The 18,843-nt window shown below is 39.8% G+C and carries 19 protein-coding genes and 2 pseudogenes; 10 read left to right on the top strand and 11 right to left on the bottom strand.

From position 1 onward, the window contains the following. The first annotated feature begins 224 nt into the window (after positions 1-224). On the top strand, positions 225-1,652 hold the full coding sequence (locus ACSC97_RS14040; protein ID WP_436661517.1) for a PLP-dependent aminotransferase family protein: 1,428 nt from the start codon (positions 225-227) through the stop codon (positions 1,650-1,652). Here ACSC97_RS14040 and ahr read toward each other — a convergent pair. The 7 genes from ahr to ACSC97_RS14005 all read right to left on the bottom strand — a co-directional run bounded on the left by ahr (position 1,649) and on the right by ACSC97_RS14005 (position 6,442). Next, a complete protein-coding gene (gene ahr / locus ACSC97_RS14035) occupies positions 1,649-2,674 on the bottom strand; it encodes an NADPH-dependent aldehyde reductase Ahr (protein WP_436661515.1) in 1,026 nt (341 codons plus the stop codon). The two genes, ACSC97_RS14040 and ahr, sit on opposite strands and share 4 nt — an antisense overlap. 29 nt (positions 2,675-2,703) lie before the next feature. Continuing rightward, on the bottom strand, positions 2,704-3,258 hold the full coding sequence (locus ACSC97_RS14030; RefSeq protein ID WP_005403474.1) for a DNA-3-methyladenine glycosylase I: 555 nt from the start codon (positions 3,256-3,258) through the stop codon (positions 2,704-2,706). Positions 3,259-3,293: 35 nt separating this feature from the next. Further along, positions 3,294-3,539 (bottom strand): hypothetical protein, encoded by a 246-nt coding sequence (locus tag ACSC97_RS14025; RefSeq protein ID WP_004910282.1) that lies wholly within the window; start codon positions 3,537-3,539, stop codon positions 3,294-3,296. A 9-nt stretch (positions 3,540-3,548) separates the two neighbouring features. Beyond that, positions 3,549-4,061: a M23 family metallopeptidase gene (locus tag ACSC97_RS14020; protein WP_436661523.1), complete on the bottom strand. Its 513-nt coding sequence runs from the start codon at positions 4,059-4,061 to the stop codon at positions 3,549-3,551. 63 nt (positions 4,062-4,124) lie between these two features. Continuing rightward, a complete protein-coding gene (gene mutY, locus ACSC97_RS14015) occupies positions 4,125-5,162 on the bottom strand; it encodes an A/G-specific adenine glycosylase (protein ID WP_436661512.1) in 1,038 nt (345 codons plus the stop codon). A gap of 221 nt (positions 5,163-5,383) precedes the next feature. Then, positions 5,384-6,121, bottom strand: a complete 738-nt coding sequence (locus tag ACSC97_RS14010; protein WP_436661510.1) for a dienelactone hydrolase family protein — start codon at positions 6,119-6,121, stop codon at positions 5,384-5,386. Between the two features lie 162 nt (positions 6,122-6,283). After that, a complete protein-coding gene (locus ACSC97_RS14005; protein ID WP_004910276.1) occupies positions 6,284-6,442 on the bottom strand; it encodes a DUF1328 family protein in 159 nt (52 codons plus the stop codon). Positions 6,443-6,626: 184 nt separating this feature from the next. Between ACSC97_RS14005 and ACSC97_RS14000 the strand changes: the two genes are divergently transcribed. From ACSC97_RS14000 to ACSC97_RS13975, 6 genes and pseudogenes are all read left to right on the top strand, one after another. After that, positions 6,627-7,079 carry a YcgN family cysteine cluster protein gene (locus ACSC97_RS14000; protein WP_099947846.1) on the top strand — a complete coding sequence of 151 codons (453 nt, stop codon included), beginning with the start codon at positions 6,627-6,629 and terminating at the stop codon, positions 7,077-7,079. A 110-nt stretch (positions 7,080-7,189) separates the two neighbouring features. Next, positions 7,190-8,347 carry a PQQ-dependent sugar dehydrogenase gene (locus ACSC97_RS13995; protein WP_436661507.1) on the top strand — a complete coding sequence of 386 codons (1,158 nt, stop codon included), beginning with the start codon at positions 7,190-7,192 and terminating at the stop codon, positions 8,345-8,347. A 28-nt stretch (positions 8,348-8,375) separates the two neighbouring features. Further along, the gene (ampC, locus tag ACSC97_RS13990; RefSeq protein ID WP_436661521.1) at positions 8,376-9,560 is read left to right on the top strand and encodes a class C beta-lactamase; all 1,185 of its coding nucleotides are present in this window, start codon (positions 8,376-8,378) and stop codon (positions 9,558-9,560) included. Positions 9,561-9,643: 83 nt separating this feature from the next. Further along, complete coding sequence (locus ACSC97_RS13985) at positions 9,644-10,918, top strand: replication-associated recombination protein A (RefSeq protein ID WP_436661519.1); 1,275 nt, start codon at positions 9,644-9,646, stop codon at positions 10,916-10,918. 100 nt (positions 10,919-11,018) lie between these two features. Beyond that, positions 11,019-11,903, top strand: a complete 885-nt coding sequence (gene yddG, locus ACSC97_RS13980) for an aromatic amino acid DMT transporter YddG (RefSeq protein ID WP_035338520.1) — start codon at positions 11,019-11,021, stop codon at positions 11,901-11,903. Between the two features lie 176 nt (positions 11,904-12,079). Continuing rightward, positions 12,080-13,809, top strand: a pseudogene (locus ACSC97_RS13975) (amidohydrolase). Positions 13,810-13,879: 70 nt separating this feature from the next. Here ACSC97_RS13975 and purC read toward each other — a convergent pair. The 3 genes from purC to dapA are packed head-to-tail and all read right to left on the bottom strand — an operon-like array spanning position 13,880 to position 16,147. Continuing rightward, positions 13,880-14,599, bottom strand: a complete 720-nt coding sequence (gene purC / locus ACSC97_RS13970; RefSeq protein WP_005403468.1) for a phosphoribosylaminoimidazolesuccinocarboxamide synthase — start codon at positions 14,597-14,599, stop codon at positions 13,880-13,882. A gap of 36 nt (positions 14,600-14,635) precedes the next feature. Then, positions 14,636-15,238 carry a hypothetical protein gene (locus tag ACSC97_RS13965; RefSeq protein ID WP_020899820.1) on the bottom strand — a complete coding sequence of 201 codons (603 nt, stop codon included), beginning with the start codon at positions 15,236-15,238 and terminating at the stop codon, positions 14,636-14,638. Between the two features lie 15 nt (positions 15,239-15,253). Then, a complete protein-coding gene (gene dapA, locus ACSC97_RS13960; protein WP_004951127.1) occupies positions 15,254-16,147 on the bottom strand; it encodes a 4-hydroxy-tetrahydrodipicolinate synthase in 894 nt (297 codons plus the stop codon). Between the two features lie 289 nt (positions 16,148-16,436). On the opposite strand from dapA, the gene pncA reads away from it, so the two are divergent. The 3 genes from pncA (at position 16,437) to ACSC97_RS13945 (ending at position 18,464) form a co-directional block, all read left to right on the top strand. Beyond that, on the top strand, positions 16,437-17,069 hold the full coding sequence (gene pncA / locus ACSC97_RS13955) for a bifunctional nicotinamidase/pyrazinamidase (RefSeq protein ID WP_419372304.1): 633 nt from the start codon (positions 16,437-16,439) through the stop codon (positions 17,067-17,069). 78 nt (positions 17,070-17,147) lie between these two features. Next, complete coding sequence (locus ACSC97_RS13950; protein WP_042892121.1) at positions 17,148-17,612, top strand: Lrp/AsnC family transcriptional regulator; 465 nt, start codon at positions 17,148-17,150, stop codon at positions 17,610-17,612. 213 nt (positions 17,613-17,825) lie between these two features. After that, entirely contained in the window at positions 17,826-18,464 is a 639-nt protein-coding gene (locus ACSC97_RS13945; protein WP_004910249.1) for a YitT family protein, read from the top strand. A 146-nt stretch (positions 18,465-18,610) separates the two neighbouring features. On the opposite strand, the pseudogene ACSC97_RS13940 reads toward ACSC97_RS13945, so the two are convergent. Then, positions 18,611-18,843: pseudogene (locus ACSC97_RS13940) on the bottom strand (hypothetical protein); the annotation flags it as partial.

The raw sequence follows: 18,843 nt of genomic DNA, 5'->3' as shown, positions 1-18,843 counted from the left end.
GCAGAAGAAATTATTTAGACCAATGATCAAAAACTTCATTGATGACTTTATTCTCGATAAAAATCATCTGCTACCACAGAGAGTCTATAAATAATAGTGCGTAAGTCCTATAATAATAAGTTATTAATTTTCATTGTTTTACTCCTCTGCTGTTGATTTTTATAGCTTAAAGGTGTTGTATAAACCAATACAGATACAGAAATTTTTAAAAAATCAGTACAGACATGACATTTCAATATCAACGCTTGGCGGAGCAGCTGTCACAAAAGATTTACCAACATGAACTGCAACCGCAACAGAAGTTAAGTTCATTAAGAGAATTTGCACGCCAACAAAAAATCAGTTTAAGCACAGCGCAGCAATGTTATGAATTGTTAGAAGCCAAAGGCTTGATCTATGTCAAACCCAAATCAGGTTACTTTGTTAGCTCGAGACAATACCAAAGTCCGGTACCTGAAAGCCCAAAATTTGAATCGATGCCAAGACGAGTTTCAAATTTAGAGTTGCAAAATCAAATCCAAACTGCATCCATACAAAGTCATTTAACGCCTTTAGGTGCGATTCAGTTATCTCCTCATTTAATACCTGTGGATGGATTACGCCGTTCTTTGCAGCGAGCTTTGAAGCATTGCCAACCTGAAGATTTTTTGTACTGTAATAAACAAGGACATCTACAGCTCCGACAAGCACTTTCTGATCATTGGCGTGAGGATGGTATCTACATCGCCCCAGACGATATTTTTATTAGTAATGGATGTATGCCTGCACTGTCACTGTTGATTCAGCAAATGAGTCGAGAGGGCGATAGTATTATCGTTCCAACACCAACCTTTAACGGTCAGCTTCAGCTTCTTGCAGGATTAAAACGTAAAATTATTGAAATACCTGCAGATCATCAAGGCATAGACCTTGAGCGTTTAGAATATTTTATGCAGCAGGGTAGTGCGAAGTTATGCTTACTGACTGCTAATTTTCAAAATCCTTTGGGCTATTGTCTGAGCAATCAGCAAAAACAAAAAATTGCCGAGTTGGCACAAGAGTATCAATGCTTTGTTTTGGAAGATGATATTTATGCTGAATGTAGTTTTCAAAAAGAACGCCCTTTACCGATTCGTTATTGGGATCAACAGGGCTATGTAATTTGGTGTGGTTCTGTTTCTAAATCTTTATCGAGTGCTTATCGTGTGGGGTGGTTTTGTTTAGGTCAACAATTACAGCACTTAAGACCAGCTCTGTTAGCAAATAATGTTGGGGTTAATACCCCCTTACAGCTTGGTTTAGCCGACTTTATCTATAGTCGTGCCTATCGCGAGCATTTGGAGCGTTTAAGACCTGCTCTCATGCAGCAAGTCGAACAATATCGTGCATGTATTTTGGAGCAGTTTCAGGGGATTCCGATCGCACTTAGCCAATCGAGTGGTGGATATGCGTTGTGGATGCAACTACCAAACACCATTACAGGTTTAGAGTTGTATTATCGCGCGCAGCAATATGGAATCAATATCGTTCCAGGTGAGGTATTTGGTGAAGATCAGCGTTATCAGTATTTTCTACGATTAAACGCTGGCCATGCTTTGACTGATGAAATCCGCCAAGCTATTCAGCAGTTGGCGGATTGGGTCAGAGAAAGTCTCACGTCGAAATTGAGTTAGTCGAAGTCTGCTTTCAATACGATGCGATAACGTGCTTGACCTGAATGAAGTCGCTCAATGGCATCGTTGAGGTGTGACATAGGATAGAGTTCAATTTGCGGGGCGATATTTTTACGTGCTGCAAATTGAAGAAGTTGACGAAGTGCTAAAGGAGAACCCGTCGGTGAACCTGTTACTGATTTGGCACCATCAATCAAAGCACCGACTGAAACTGGAATAGGTTCTAAAGTCAGACCTAGAAAATGCAATGAGCCATTCGGTGCTAAAGTGCTGAGAAAGGCTTGCCAGTTTAACGTCACATTGACTGTACTCAACAATAAATCAAATTTTCCTCGTTGAGCTTTGATGGCCTGCGGATCGCGGCTATTCACAACGTGATCTGCACCCATGGCTTTCAGCTCATCAGTTTTCTCAGGATTTGAGCTAAATGCCGTAATTTCACAACCCCATGCTTTGAGCAGTTTAATCGCCATGTGACCTAAGCCACCGATACCAATTACACCGACATGATGCGTGGCTTGGATTTTATGTTTAAGTAGAGGATCGAAAACTGTAATCCCGCCACATAACAAAGGACCTGCACTTTCTGGGTCTAAATCATCGGGTAGGGGAATCACCCATTGCCAGCCAGCACGAACTTTATCTGCAAATCCACCAGCATGTCCTACGATCGTTGCAACACTGCCACCAGTACATAACACTTGATTACCACCGATGCAGGGATCACAAGCTTGGCAACTTTCTGCTGTCCATCCGATACCTACACGTTGACCCACTTTGAGTCCTTTTGCTTCAGAACCGAGAGCAATGATGGTTCCAATAATTTCATGACCAGCAACCACAGGATAAGAAGATGATCGCCAATCATTATTAATCACTGAAATATCTGAATGACATAAACCACAATATTCAACTTTGACTTCGACTTGATGGGCTTGTAAATCGCCTGCGTCAAATTGATAAGGAACCAGTTGTTCACCTGCTTGCATCGCAGCATAAGCACGTATTTGATTGTTGCTCATGGAAGGACTCCTTTGGATAGGATTGTATTTTATTTAAAGGGACAATGATTTTCGTGATCGTTGACCATGCCCACTGCTTGCATGAATGCATAACAAGTCGTTGGACCCACAAACTTAAATCCACGCTTTTTTAAGGTTTTAGAGAGGGTTTGGCTGATCTCTGTTTGTGCTGGGGCTTCTCGATAATTGATCACATCATTGTTCAATACATCGTGACTGACAAAAGCCCACAGCCATGCAGAGACATCGTCCACATCCTGCTTTAATTGTTGCCAAGCAATCGCATTGTCTCGAATTGCTTTTAGTTTACCTAAATGGCGAATCAGACCAGTATCACTCAGTTTATGTTCCAGTTGATCATCTGTAAGCTCGGCAATTTTTGCTACAGGATGTTGAAAGAAATGAGCACGGTAGTGTTCTCTTTTCTTGAGTACAGTAATCCAAGAAAGGCCAGCTTGTTGACCCTCTAGGCAAAGCATTTCAAATAAACGTGCTTCATCGTATTCAGGCTTACCCCATTCTTCATCATGGTAAGCGATATACAGGGGATCATCAGAGCACCAACCACAGCGTTGAATTGTCATTTTGATGCTCCTTATCGTTATAAATATCGAGAAAATTAAAGTTTGAATGCAACCCATTCATTTGGGCGAGTATCCCAATAATACAACTCAGCAGAACTCAAATCAGTGAATTTCAACCAAAAGTCTTTACCAGATTTATCTGCGAAACCTGTGCTGATCAGCAAAGCATCTTCGGTGATTTCCATAATCCAACCTTGATAGCTGGTGCCATTCAGAATAATTTTTTGCTGATTTCCTGATTCTGCAAATGTAACCAGACGTTCTATCAATGCTTCTGACATTGTGTGTTCCTAACGTAAATATGGGTATGGATTGACTGCTCCACGCCCTTTGCCATTTAAATAAATACCGTAATGTAAATGCGGAGCAGTATGACGTGCATTACCTGTATTGCCGACATAGCCAATCACATCACCCTTGCGAATATAATCCCCAACTTTAAGTCCGCGTTTGTGGTCATCCAGATGTGCATAGTAGTGCCAAGAACCTGATGGTCCTAAGATCCAAATGACCTTGCCACCCAAATTATTATTGCGTAAATCTGCGATGAGTCCTTCGGTTGCACTATACACTTTCGTGCCACGCTCTGCCATGATATCAATCCCTTCATGGCTTCGTCCTTGGCTACGTGCAGCTCCCCAAGTATCGCGTAACTCGTTTTTGCGAACACCTTTTACAGGTATGGGGAGGCGAGTGTCTAAGCGCATATTTTTTAATTTGCTGACTTGTGCGCTGGGTAAAGGAGATGGTTTTTGGGGTGTAGTGGTACACGCAGATAGAAAAATAATGAGCAGTCCAATCATCGTATACGAAATTGAATGTCGCACATAAACTCCTATGTTTTGATCCATCGCATTTTAAAGTGTTTAAGTTTTTTGTTTTGCATTGATCAGTTTCTTCATCGCGGTTGGAATACCTTTAGCAATCGCAGATTCTGGTGTGAGCCATATCCCATTTAATTCTATGCTCAGTTGTTCTTTCTGATCATGTTCCACGTGGAACATTTTTTCATCGAGCAACCATGTGAAGTGTGTAAAACTATGACTGATCTGTAAGGATGATACTTGAGCTTGTAACTTAAAGTGCTGTTCGATCTGTTGTAATTCAGTTGCACTTTCAATGATAGGAAGACAATACAATCCACCCCAAAGACCATGAGCTTCACGCTGTTGCCAAAACCATTCTTTACCTGACTGAATCACAACGACACTTGCTGTTTTAACAGGAACAGGCTTCTTGGCTTTTTTAAATGGCAACTCTTGTACTAGGCCTTGTTGATATGCCTGACAGTGTTGTTGCATAGGGCAATATAAACAGAGAGGTTTTTTCGGAGTACAGACTGTTGCACCCAAATCCATAATGGCTTGGGTATAGTCATGATTTCGCTGTTCTGGACATAAATCTTCAGCAATTTTCCATAAAGCACGCTCATGTTGTGGCTTGGATAAATCATCTTCAATCGCAAAGAAACGAGCCAAAACACGTTTCACATTGCCATCCATGATTACACCGTATTGACGCAAACCGAGCGACATGAGCGCCCCTGCGGTTGAGCGTCCGATCCCAGGAAGTTCAATCCATTGTTCTAAGGTTGCAGGGAATTTACCTTGCTGATGAACAATCGCTGCGGCTTTGTGCAAATTTCTTGCTCTTGCATAATATCCAAGACCCGCCCAATAAGGAGCAACATCATCCCAGCTTGCCTGACCTAGATCATTTACGGTAGGAAAGCGTTGAATAAAACGATCGAAATATTGCAACACTGTTTTGACTTGAGTCTGTTGCAACATAATTTCTGACACCCAAACTTTATACGGGTCATCGGCAACTTGCCAAGGTAGGTCATGGCGACCATGTTGATCAAACCATGTAAGTAAAGCATCAGAAAATGAGAAATCAGACATGAATCAGAACATTGAAAAGTAGAATTATAGTATAGCGGAAATATGTACTAGAGGGTTTGTGCGAAGAGCTCATGAGCTTTACGATTTCTATCTAGGAGGATGAGAGGATTATCTGAAATTTCTAAAAACTCTCGAAAAAAATTGCAGTCTGTTGGCGACATCCATGTCGCCGTTTCACAAGTCAATGTTGGCGAGTATTGGTATAAATACGAATTTTAAAATTACTTTAAATGCTTATCTAACAACTCATACATCGCTTCAAGACCTTGACGCTCTGCTTCTGCGTTATAGCCCAAATCTACGTTATTGGCTTTAGCACGCTCATCGGCTTGTGGGTTACTAAAACCATGTTTAGCATCTTCGAAAATAATTACTTCATGGTTCACTTCAGCAGCGTGCATTTCTTCACGGAAACTTGCAACATCGTCCAAAGTCACCATGCTATCCAGTTCACCATGTAACACTAAGATTTCTGCTTTTAGCTTACCTTTTTCAGTAGGAGCTTTGGGACTGAGATTCGCATGGAACGTTGTTACCGCTTTTAAGTTAGCACCTGAGCGAGCTAGATCCAATACCACTTTGCCGCCATAGCAGAAGCCAATCGCTGCAAGTTTTTCGGCATTTACCTCAGGCTGATTTGCCAAAGTATTTAGACCTGCTTGTGCACGATCAACTACAGTATCCACATGCTCAAACGTTTGCATCATCCATTCGTATGCTTGTGCTGAAGCTGTTGTTACTTTCTTATCACCATACATATCAATTGCGAGAGCAGCAAAGCCGTGTTCAGCCAGTTCACGTGCACGTTGTTCTGTATATTCATTACGTCCCCACCATTCAGGTGCAACGATTACACCTGCTGTCGGCATATCGATTGCAGGTGCAGCAAAATAACCTACCAAACGTTGACCATCTGGTGCTGTATATTCAATTTCACGAGTTGTAATCGGGAAGCTCATTTTTCAAATCCTAATCTGTATTTTTAGAATGCATTGATTAAAACATAAAAAGCAAAAGTTGATACGCTGAGAAAACTAATAAACTGTTGCTTTTGTTAAATAATGGCAATAAAAAAGAAGAATACAAAGATTCTTCTTTTTATAAATTGAGATGTTAATTTTCTATACTTTGCCACGTGACAAGAAGCCCACGACAGCGAGAATAACAGCGACAACCAGTAAAATAACGGCAAAATCTTTGGATAAACCTGCTACACCACCAAAGCCAAGTAAACTAGCAATTAATGCGATGATTGCAAATATAATAGCCCAACGGAACATATGAGTTACCCTCCTAATTTTATTATGTTTTTACTATAACGTGTATTTTTTGAGCAAAATGTGGTGTTTCTGTGGTTGAAATGTTCACTATAGAAAGAAGTGTTAAAAAGCGAATGATTTCAGTAACTCAGTTTTTTGAATTGGAATGCTATACTATGCGCATTCTCCTCTTTAGCTTAAAACCATGTCTTTAGAACTGCGTCCGAACTTTTGGAAAAACTACTCACTTGATCAGCTAAACCCTGCTGAGTGGGAAGCCTTATGTGATGGCTGTGGTTTGTGCTGTTTGGTCAAGCTTGAAGATGAAGACACCGCAGAAGTCGTATATACCAAAGTGGCATGTAAGCTTCTAGACTGTAAAACGGCACGCTGTTCAGACTATGCACACCGCCAAGAGCATGTTGCTGATTGTCTACAATTAACTCCTGAACGTTTGCAAACGATTACATGGTTGCCCCCAAGCTGTGCTTACAGACGTCTGAATGAGGGGAAAAATCTTCCGTCATGGCATTATTTGAATACTGGCTCTCGTCAGAGTGTTCTAAAAGCAAAAAAATCTGCGGCAGGACGTTGTATTTCAGAAACTGAAATTAATGAAGATGACATTGAAGATTATGTCGTACGGTGGGTGCGTTGATCTTTTAATCATATCGTTTGGTTAAGTGGATTTTGATCAAAAACAACAATTTTACAGTATTTCTATGTGCTGATCCCCGTAATATGAATGAATGCGAAGGGAGATCAGTCATGTCAAAATTATTTGTAGCACCTTTAATTTGTAGCAGCGCACTTATGCTACTCGCTTGTGGTCCCAATAACACCAACTCCAAGGCACTAGAAAACTCCGTTCAACATACTCAAAATACTCTCAACCAAACTTTTCGAATTGATACTTTTGCCCAGTTTGATGAACCTTGGGCTGTTGTTGTCTTGCCTGATCAGCGTTTACTGATCACTGAGCGTAAAGGACAGTTAAAATTATTTGATCCTAAAACTAAGAAAAGTCTTAATGTTCAGGGCATCCCAACTGTAAGTTATGGGGGGCAAGGTGGCTTAGGTGATGTAGTCTTGCATCCTGATTTTAAAAATAATCATTGGATTTATCTCAGCTATGCTGTGCAAGGCAGTGGTGGTTATGGTGCTGAAATTTCTCGTGCCAAACTTGATTTATCTAATCCTGATCAACCGAAATTAACCGATTTAACACGAATTTGGCAGCAAATACCTAAAGTGTCAGGGCAAGGACATTATGCTCATCGTATGTTATTCGGTGCTGATAGAAAACTTTGGGTAAGTTCAGGTGAGCGACAAAAATTCGATCCTGCCCAAGATATGAAAAGCAATCTAGGTAAGATTCTACGTTTAAATGAAGACGGAACTCCTGTATTAGATAACCCTTTTAGCCAACAAGGTGGCGTGACTGCTGAAATTTGGTCATTGGGTCATCGTAATCCACTGGGTATGGCGTTTGATGACCAAAAACAATTGTGGGTAGTGGAAATGGGGCCGAAAGGAGGTGATGAACTTAATCAGATTCTTAAAGGCGCGAACTATGGTTATCCAATCGTATCGAATGGCGATCATTACTCAGGATTACCAATTCCAGATCACAAAACACGCCCAGAATTTAAAGCACCAGCAATCGATTGGACACCTGTGATTTCACCTTCAAGCATGATTATTTACACGGGTGATAAATTCCCGTTATGGCAGCAGAAAGCTTTGATTGGTGGTTTGTCTTCCAAGTCGATTGTTGTGGTTGATTTAAAATCGCAACCCGTTAAAGAAGTGCAACGTTTGGATATGAAGCAACGAATTCGTGGTTTACAACAAGCACAAGACGGTTCGATTTGGGTGATTGAAGATGGTCCACAAGCAAAATTGCTAAAGCTCAATGCAAACTAAATATGAACTCAAAGTGAAAAGATTAATAATGCAGTCGGAATACCAAAATTTATTTTCAAATAAAACATTGATGTTGATTGGGCTATTGTCCTGTAGCTCCAGTTTATGGGCACAGCCTTTAACTGAGTTACAGATAAAAAAGATTGTCGATCAGCAATTTAAACCACTTTTAGAGGAATATAAAATTCCTGGCTTAGCCGTTGCCGTGACTTTAGATGGTCAACATTACTTTGTAAATTATGGTGTTGCTTCTCTACAAAGCAAACAAGCTATGACCAATAGTACCTTGTTTGAACTTGGTTCAGTCAGTAAAACGTTCAATGCGACTTTAGCGGGGTATGCGCAAGCACAAGGGCGGTTGTCATTATCGGATCATCCTGCCAAATACTTCCCTGAACTTAAAAATACAGCCGTGAATCAGGCTACATTGCTGAATTTGGGAACTTATAGTGCAGGTGGCTTTCCACTGCAATTTCCAGATGAAGTTGTTACTCAGCAGGATATGATTCAATATTTTCAAAACTGGAAAACAAAAACCAAAATCGGGGAGGCTCGTCAATACTCAAATCCGAGTATTGGTTTAATGGGTTATGTCACAGCTTTGGCGATGAAAAAGCCATATGCGGAATTGATAGAGAAAACCTTACTTACTCAATTAGGAATGACGCAGAGTTATATTCATGTCCCTGAACAAAAGATGTCACAATATGCTTGGGGCTATAAGAATAACCAAGCAATCCGTGTATCAGCGGGGATCTTTGATGCTGAAGCCTATGGTGTCAAAAGCAGTAGTTCGGATATGCTGAAATTTTTAGATGCACAGATCAATTCAGCTCAATTAAATCAGCCAATTCGTCAAGCCGTTGAAAATACCCATATCGGTTATTATAAAGTCGGTGCAATGACGCAGGGTTTGGGATGGGAGCAATATGCTTATCCCGTTAAGCTTGAAACACTTTTACAAGGCAACTCAAGTAAAATGGCTTTAGAAAGCCATGCAGTAACGCTGATCAAACAACCCAAAATTGCCTCACAATCCACTTATTTTAATAAAACAGGATCTACCAATGGCTTTGGAGCTTATGCCGCATTTGTCCCTCAGCATAAAATCGGTATGGTAATGCTCGCCAATACCAATTTCCCAAATGAAGCGCGTATCAAAGCGACCTATCAAGCGATGCAGCAGATTCTTAAAGAGAAAGTGACCCCTTAACTTGATCAGTTGTTGGTAGATTCAAATTGTAGATTTGATTCAGACACAATAGACTAGGATAAAACAGCATAAAGCCAGTGATGATGTCAGATACGCATATTCCTTTACCTGAACGTTTACGTCCTCGTGACTTATCCGAAATTATCGGACAAGATCATTTGTTAGGTGAAAATGCACCTTTGCGCCAAATGATTGATCAAGGGCATTTACCTTCGATTATCTTTTGGGGTCCGCCAGGGGTAGGTAAAACTACGATCGCATTATTGCTGGCGCAAGCAGTTGATCGCCCATTTATTAGCTTATCTGCGCTGAATACTGGTGTAAAAGAGCTGCGAGAAGTGATTGCGGAAAGTGGTGATCTGCTGACTCCAGTGGTGTTTATTGATGAGATTCATCGCTTTAATAAATCGCAGCAAGATGCGTTACTAAATGCAGTCGAAAAAGGCAAAATTACGCTGATCGGCGCAACCACAGAGAACCCGTCTTTTGAAGTTAATAGCGCTTTACTGTCGCGTTGTCAGGTCTATACGCTGAATAGTTTGGATGCTGATGCAATTCAAACACTCATCAATAAAGCGATTCAAAGTGATAAGTTTCTCAAAGAGCGTTTTATTCAAGTTGAAGAATATGATGCACTGATTCAATTTGCTGCAGGTGATGCGCGTAAGGCGCTTAATCTGATTGATTTAATCGCCAGTACCTTTGAAGCTGATGTTGAAAATCTCGTGACCAACGCGATTGTCGTCAAAGTTGCACAACAGAATATTGCGCGTTATGACAAGTCAGGTGAGCAGCACTACGATCTGGTTTCAGCATTTATTAAATCGATTCGGGGAAGTGATCCAGATGCTACCTTGTATTGGATGGCAAGAATGCTGAAAGGTGGAGAAGACCCAGTATTTATTGCTCGTCGCATGTTGATTGCGGCATCAGAAGATATTGGAAATTCTAATCCAAATGCCTTGTTACTTGCAGGGGAGTGCTTCCGTTCAGTTCAAGCGGTGGGTATGCCTGAGGCGCGTATTATTTTAGGACAATGCGCAGTTTATTTGGCAACCAGCCCGAAAAGTAATAGTACCTATTTAGCCATCAATCGTGCCTTAGAGCTGGCAGAGAAAACAGCGAATTTGCCTGTACCATTGCACTTGCGCAATGCGCCAACTAAACTGATGAAGCAACAAGGATATGGGGTGGATTATTTGTATCCACATAATTATCCTGAACATTTTGTATTACAAGACTATTTACCACCTGAATTGCGTGGTACGAAGCTGTATGAACGAGCCTTAAATAAACGTGAAGTTGAAGCTGAACGTTTGCAACAGCGCCGCTGGCAGCAAGAACAGCAACAGCAATAATTCTTTCTGGGTGCATGCCTCATTCTAAATTTACCAAAGCAGCATTTTAGTCCCGATTGATGGCATGTTGCTTTGGTTCCAAGATTCAATTGATATCAATATGAACTCAAAAACAGCAACACTGATTGGACTGCTTGCCATTTTGCTTTGGAGTTTAATTGTTGCGCTCATTAAAGAAGTAAGTACTCAGTTTGGTGCAGTTGGTGGTGCGGCATTAATCTATACACTTGCTTCAATATTCTTATTACTTTCTGTTGGTTGGACGCCTCTCAAAAGTTTTCCAAAAACTTATTTGATTTGGGGTGCTTTTTTATTTGTCGCTTATGAAATTTGTCTTTCACTTTCAATTGGATATAGCCAAACAAATAGACAAGCGATTGAAGTCGGAATGGTCAATTATTTATGGCCAACTTTCACGATGGTTGCGGCGATTTTATTTAATCAACAAAAAGCAAATTTTCTGATTATTCCTGGCTTCGTTGTTTCTCTACTCGGTATTTGTTGGGTTTTGGGAGGAGAGCAAGGATTTGATTTGATCGGCATGGCTAACAATATTCAACAGAACCCACTGAGTTATGGATTGGCATTTCTAGGGACATTGTTGTGGGCGGCTTATTGTACCCTTACAGCACGAATCGCTCAGGGAGCAAATGGAATTACTTTATTCTTTATTTTGGTTTCGATCGTGCTTTGGATTAAATATCTTGTGATGGGGGGTAATGGCTTTATTTTTGATTGGTCATCCTCTATTTCCTTGGTTTTTGCTGCTGCTGCGATGGGCTTCGGCTATGCAGCTTGGAATGTTGGAATTTTGCATGGTAATGTGACATTACTGGCAGGAGCATCTTATTTTATTCCTGTGCTTTCCGCTTTTTTTGCTGCATTGTTACTGAGTACGCCATTAGGTCTTTCTTTTTGGTATGGTGCGCTGATGGTGTGTGTCGGTTCTATACTGTGTTGGTTGGCGACAAAGGCGAAGTCATAAACAAACAGTGATTTTTATTCAAATCAGTTTGGTGAAATAGCTATTGATCAATGGTTTAAACTATTTATTGATTCAGAAATTTATCAAGCATTACAAAAATAACAAGTTATGCCTTTTTATATCAGAAATAATGCGCTTTAATCTAGAAAGGCATAATAAAAATATGGTTTTAATCTATGACTTTTAAATATTTGAATAAACTGACGACAGCAACAATCATCGCCTTTACCTTATCAGGCTGTGCAAGTACTCCACTTGATCAAGATCGGTCAGAACAATTGTTTTTTGGTGGTCCGATCATAACGATGGAAGGTATGACGCCAACATATGCAGAAGCCTTGCTGGTTAAAGATGGAAAGATCATTTTTGTTGGTTCAAAAAAACAAGCAGAGAATTTAGCAAATTCGAATGTTCAATCCATTGATTTAAAGAATAAAACACTTTTGCCAAGTTTTATTGATGCACACAGCCATGTAAATATGGTTGGATTCCATCAGATGGTTGCAAATCTTTATCCTGCGCCAGACGGTCAAGTTTCTGATATTGATTCTTTGGTTCAAGTATTAACACAATGGAAAAAGCAAAATCCTCAAGTCATTCAAACGATGGGGGGTGGATTTTGGGAAATGGCTATGATGATGCGCAATTAAGTGAACAGCGTCATCCGACAGCAACCGATTTAGATCGAGTCTCCAAAGATCAGCCCGTGATGATCTTACATCAATCAGGGCATCTCGCTTCAGTGAATCACAAAGCACTAGCCTTGTTAAATATCAATAAAAATACTGAAAATCCAGCAGGGGGGATTATTCGTCGAGAAGCAAATTCGAATGTTCCTAATGGGGTGCTGGAAGAGTCCGCATTATTTACTGCGATTGGTTCAATATTCAAAGATGTGCCACCGCAAGTGATGTTTGAAATTGCTCGTAAAGGTCTTGATGCTTATGTCAAAAATGGTTTCACTACAGTACAAGAGGGACGAGCAGATCAAGGTACGACGGAGATGTGGCAGGCTCTTGCCAAGCAAAATCAACCTCCGATAGATGTCGTGTCTTATCCTGATATCACCACTAGCCAAGAATATATGCTTAAGCAAGGAAGTAGCCGACAATACGATCATCACTTCCGTATAGGTGGCGTTAAAATCAGTTTAGATGGTTCACCTCAAGGTAAGACGGCATGGTTAACTCAAGCCTATAAGATTCCACCTGAAGGTAAAGATAAAAATTATAAAGGCTATCCAGCGATCAAAGACGATCAACAGGTCGATCAATATATTAATGTAGCCTTCAAACATGGCTGGAAAGTGCTCGCTCATGCCAATGGAGATGCGGCAATAGATCAGTTTATAGGTGCTGTCAAAGATGCTACGGCAAAACAAGGTAAAGTAGACCGCAGAAGTGTATTGATTCACTCGCAAACGATTCGAGATGATCAGCTAGACCAATTGAAGGCTTTAGATATTATTCCTTCGTTCTTCTCATTACACACCTATTATTGGGGGGATTGGCATCGCCAACAAACACTAGGCGAGACGCGAGCAGCACATATTTCCCCAACAGCAACTGCACTAAAGAAAAATTTAATCTTTACCGAACACCATGATGCTCCCGTTGTTCCACCACATAGCATGATGATGCTCGATGCTACAGTCAATCGCGTGACGCGTAGTGATTATGTTCTAGGTGCCGATGAACGTATAAGTCCTTATCTTGCCTTAAAATCGATGACGGATTGGGCTGCTTATCAATATTTTGAAGATCAATATAAGGGTACCTTAAAGCAAGGAAAGCTCGCTGATTTAGTGATTTTAGATAAGAACCCACTGACTGTACCAAGCCGAGAAATCAAAAAAATTAAAGTTTTGGCGACCTATAAAGAAGGTAAACTTATTTATCAGCAGTAGTCAAAATGAAGACATAAAAAAACCAGCTCAAAGGAGCTGGTTTTCTATAAATCATGAATGCTTAAAATGATTAGATATCATCTAAGTTAATGCCTAAACGTGCAGCAACTTCTTCATAAGCTTCAACCACACCGCCTAAACCTTGACGGAAGCGGTCTTTATCTAATTTTTTCTTGGTATCTTTATCCCATAAACGGCAACCGTCTGGAGAGAATTCATCACCCAATACGATGCGGTCATGGAACACACCAAATTCAAGTTTGAAATCAACAAGAATCATATTACCTGCATCGAATAATGCTTTAAGTACATCATTCACTTGGTAAGTAAGTTCTTTCATTTTTTCAAGTTGATCAGCAGTTGCCCAACCTAAAGCGATTGCTTGCGATTCATTTACCATTGGATCGCCAAGAGCATCATCTTTGAAGAATAATTCAAATGTAGGAGGCGTTAACTCTTTGCCTTCTTCAACACCTAAACGACGGCAAAGTGAACCAGCAGCATAGTTGCGGATGACACACTCTACAGGAATCATTTGAAGCTTTTTAACAAGTACTTCCGTTGGAGAAAGTAACTTTTCAAAATGAGTTTCGATACCTGCTTCAGCCAACTTCTCCATGATGAAGGCGTTAAAACGGTTGTTGACCTTGCCTTTACGATCTAGTTGTTCGATTTTTTCGCCATTGAACGCAGAGGCATCATCACGAAAGACTAAAATCAGGTGGTCAGCATTATCTGTTTCATACACAGATTTTGCTTTACCAGTATAGAGCAAGGTTTGTTTTAACATGGGGGAACCTTTTTGAAAAATATGCCTAGTAAACGACTAGGCTGGCCAATTTTGATAAATCTGGGCTAATACTTCAGTTGCGACAGTAGGGTCAGCAAAAGTTGTATCTAGCTTAAACAGAGCAACAGTATTACTTGAGCCCACAGCAGAGAGTTTGAGTAGGTAATTTTGATCACCTACAGTAATCGTCGCCTCATAACCATTGTCTGCTTGAGAGACGATCTTATAGTTGAGACTACTCAATGTTGCGAAAGTGTATTGCCAAGCTGCAGCAGTTGGACCTTCAACTTTAAGTAACGGGTTTTTATTGCCATCCATTACAAGTTGAGGACGACCTAAAGTTGCTGTAGTCGCATCACTGGTATTCGCTGTTGCCTGCATCGGATCAGGGCGAGGTAAAGCGTAACGGTTGCCACTTTTATTTTCGAATGTAGGTGCATGTTGAATCGCAAGTGGATCAACCGTTGGAGCTGGATACAATGGTGTAAATGGTCTTACCGTTGCATTCTCAGGGAATTTGAGAGGTTCCAGTGTTTTCGCATTTTTATAATCTAATGAGTGATTATTGAGGGCAAAGCGACCACAACCAGCCAAACTTAAAGCTGAAATAACAAGGACAACACCAAGACGTAATTGCATCATAAATTGCTCGTATTAAATTATTCCCGCAGCTTTTAGACTGTTACGGATAGGTTCACGATATTGTTCAGCGAGAGGGGTTAGCGGTAAACGAAGACCAGTGCTGATATAACCCATCTCATGCAAAGCCCATTTCACAGGAATTGGGTTTGATTCGCAAAACAAAATATTGTGTAGATTTGCAATTTGTTGATTTAAACGTTGAGCTTTTTCTTTGTCGCCAGCTAAAGCAGCTTCACAGACGTCACTCATTTGCTTTGGTGCAACATTCGCAGTTACAGAGATGTTGCCTTTAGCACCTAGTAGCATCAGTTCCCAAGCAGTTTCATCATCGCCTGAGTAAACAGCCATTTTACCAGCTAAACCTTCGATGAGAGCTTGTCCGCGTGGAACATCGCCTGTTGCATCTTTGATACCAATAATATTTTTCACATCTGCAAGACGAATAACAGTTTCATTTTGCATATCCACGCCCGTACGACCTGGAACATTATAAAGAATTTGTGGAATATCAACGGCCTCAGCGATAGCTTTATAGTGTTGGTATAAGCCTTCCTGAGTTGGTTTATTATAATATGGCGTTACAAGTAATGCTGCATCTGCGCCTAATTCTTTCGCAGCTTTGGTCAGCTCAATCGCTTCGCGTGTTGAGTTTGCACCTGTACCCGCAATAATCGGAATGCGTTTGTTTGCAACACGAATCACCTCTTTTATGACCTGAGTATGTTCTTCCATACTAAGGGTCGATGCTTCGCCTGTTGTGCCGACCGCAACGATACTGTGAGTACCTTGTTGGATGTGCCACTCAACAAGCTTCTCAAGACTCTTCCAATCTACGCTGCCATCTTCATACATAGGGGTGACGATTGCGACAATTGAGCCTTGAATATTCTGTGCTAGCTGAGTCATTTTGAAAAAATATCCTATTTTCCCATCCGAGATTGAAGTATTTGAAACGAAATATTGGATGGTTGCAGTATTTTGATTCGTCACTCAATCAATATGGTGAGTTGAATGACAATTATGCAAATTATGACTGATCAGCGACATAAGAACAATATGCTTTAGTTAAACTGTGGAAAACTTTAATTGATCTTTGTATTGAATTCTTTTCATTTGCTGAAAAAGTTAAACATGACTAGTCATAGAACAAGCAGCAGCGTATTTTAAAATGATGGAATTTAAATAGGGTGATCAAATGCTTAAGCAAGTAAAACAAAGTGTTTTAATTGTAGTGGATGTGCAAAATGGTTTCACGCCAGGAGGAAATTTAGCGGTGGCAAACGCCGATGAAATTATTCCGAAGATTAATCAACTTGCACAAAAGTTTGAGCATATTGTGCTAACGCAGGACTGGCACCCTGACCAACATATTTCTTTTGCAGATAATCATCCCAATAAAAAGCCCTTTGAGACCATCGAATTGGATTATGGTCGCCAAGTATTATGGCCTAAACATTGTGTTCAAGGGACGCATGATGCTGAATTTCATCCCCATTTAAATATTCCGACAGCCCAACTGATTATTCGAAAAGGTTGCCATCAAAATATTGATAGTTATTCAGCTTTTATGGAAGCAGATCGTAAGACACCAACTGGATTGAATGGATATTTGAGAGAACATCAGATTAATACTGTGTATATCGTTGGGGTTGCTACAGATTTTTGTGTCGCTTGGACTGCGATTGATGCTGCTGAACTTGGTTTTGATACTTATGTGATAGAAGATGCCTGCAAGGCAATTGATTTAAACGGCTCTTTGCAACAAGCATGGCAAGATATGTCGCAGAAGGGCGTGCATCGCATCGAAGCCTCCAGTATTTTGCTTTAAACTTGTGGTTTATATCCCAAAAAAGCTACACTTTATCGAGTGATGCTTTGTATTTACCCAGATTTATTTGAGAGTTGTATGATTGACGAATTAGATGATTTTGATAAAAAAATTATTCATCATTTACAACTCAATGGTCGTTTAGCTAATCAAGAATTGGCTGAGTTGGTGGGGCTTTCAACCTCGCAATGTTCTCGTCGACGAATCTATTTAGAACAGACCAAAGTGATTACAGGATATTATGCTCAGGTGGCTCTGAGCGCAGATCCCACGCCAATTATGGGAATTATTGAAGTTAAATTGCAGAATTATAATGATGCGACGCATGATCGCTTTGTCGACTTTCTTTTAAGAGAACCTGCGGTTAAAGATATTCATAAACTTACAGGCAGTTATGACTTCGCCCTTAAAGTCGCTGTTAAAAGCTTAGATGAAATGGTAAAACTGATTGGGATCTTGTCCTCCAGTGATTTTGGTGTAAGTAACTTAAATACCTCAATTGTTTTAGAAAAATTAAAAGAAAATGGCATCGCGATGAAATAAAAAATTTGATCTATGACGATAAAAGCTGATTAGTCAAATTGCTGGATATTCATATCTGATTGATCATTCGAAATACGTTATTGTGAATATAAATTGCATTTATGATAAAAATATAAGAAAAAATTGCGAAAATTAAATAAAAATGATCAAATATGTCATATCTTTTTTTAAAGATCTCTCCCTTCTGTTGTTTTCCTATTGAGTTATACCATTATGAATACCGATCAAAATGTATCTTTGGTAAGTCCAGTCATGTCTGCAATAGATCAGCATTCTAAGATTGAGGATGCCTTGGCCATGTTAATCGGTACCTTCATTTTATCCTTTGCGATGACGCTATTGCAGCAAGCGGGCATTATGACAGGTGGTACAGCAGGTCTATCCTTACTCATCCACTATGTGACCGATATTAAATTCGGGGTACTCTTTTTCCTGATTAATATTCCATTTTATTATTTTGCTTATAAAAAGATGGGTATGGGATTGGTGGTCAAAACCTTCATTGCTGTTGCTTTGCTGGCTAGCTTTACAGAGACCATTCCACATTTTTTTCAGTTGTCTGATGTCAATCCTATTTATGCAACTATCTTTGCAAATGTGTTGATGGGAGTCAGTTTTTTGATCTTATTTCGACATCGTTCGAGTTTAGGTGGAATTAACTTGTTGGTTTTATATCTGCAAGAGCGATTTAAAATTCCTGCTGGAAAAGTACAGATGGGCATCGATGTTGCAATTTTACTGGCATCGTTATTTTATGTGGATTGGAAGTTAATTCTATTTTCAATTTTGGGTGCGGTAATTCTAAATTTAATTATTTTATTGAACCATAAAACCAGTCGTTATATTGCTTAATACGATCAAAAGTTTCTCAAAAGCAAATGGAAGAAAGGCGATATATGAGAGTAATAAAGTGTCATACTATGTTTTGTGTAAGTATTTTATTTTATTGATATTAAATTTAAATGATATTTATTAAAGTATCATACTGTACGCAAAAACTAATCTAAGTATAATTCTATTAAAATAAAAAGAGTTTCATACCAATATTCCAATATACTGAAAATAATTAATATATTTTCTTTTTTTGAAATTTGGTATGAAACTTTGTTACTAAGTATGGCTTTGTTGCACAAACCTATCTGTAAAGGCTTTTTCAGCGATATAATTTTCAAATGAAGAAGCCTACACACAAAATCTACCGCACAACCAATTGGCCCGCATATAACCGAGC

Source organism: Acinetobacter sp. P1(2025) (assembly GCF_051390655.1).
In the GTDB taxonomy this organism is placed as follows: Bacteria; Pseudomonadota; Gammaproteobacteria; order Pseudomonadales; family Moraxellaceae; genus Acinetobacter; species Acinetobacter junii.
The sequence above is the reverse complement of the archived record's forward strand: the minus strand, read 5'-3'. Positions and strand labels throughout refer to the sequence as shown.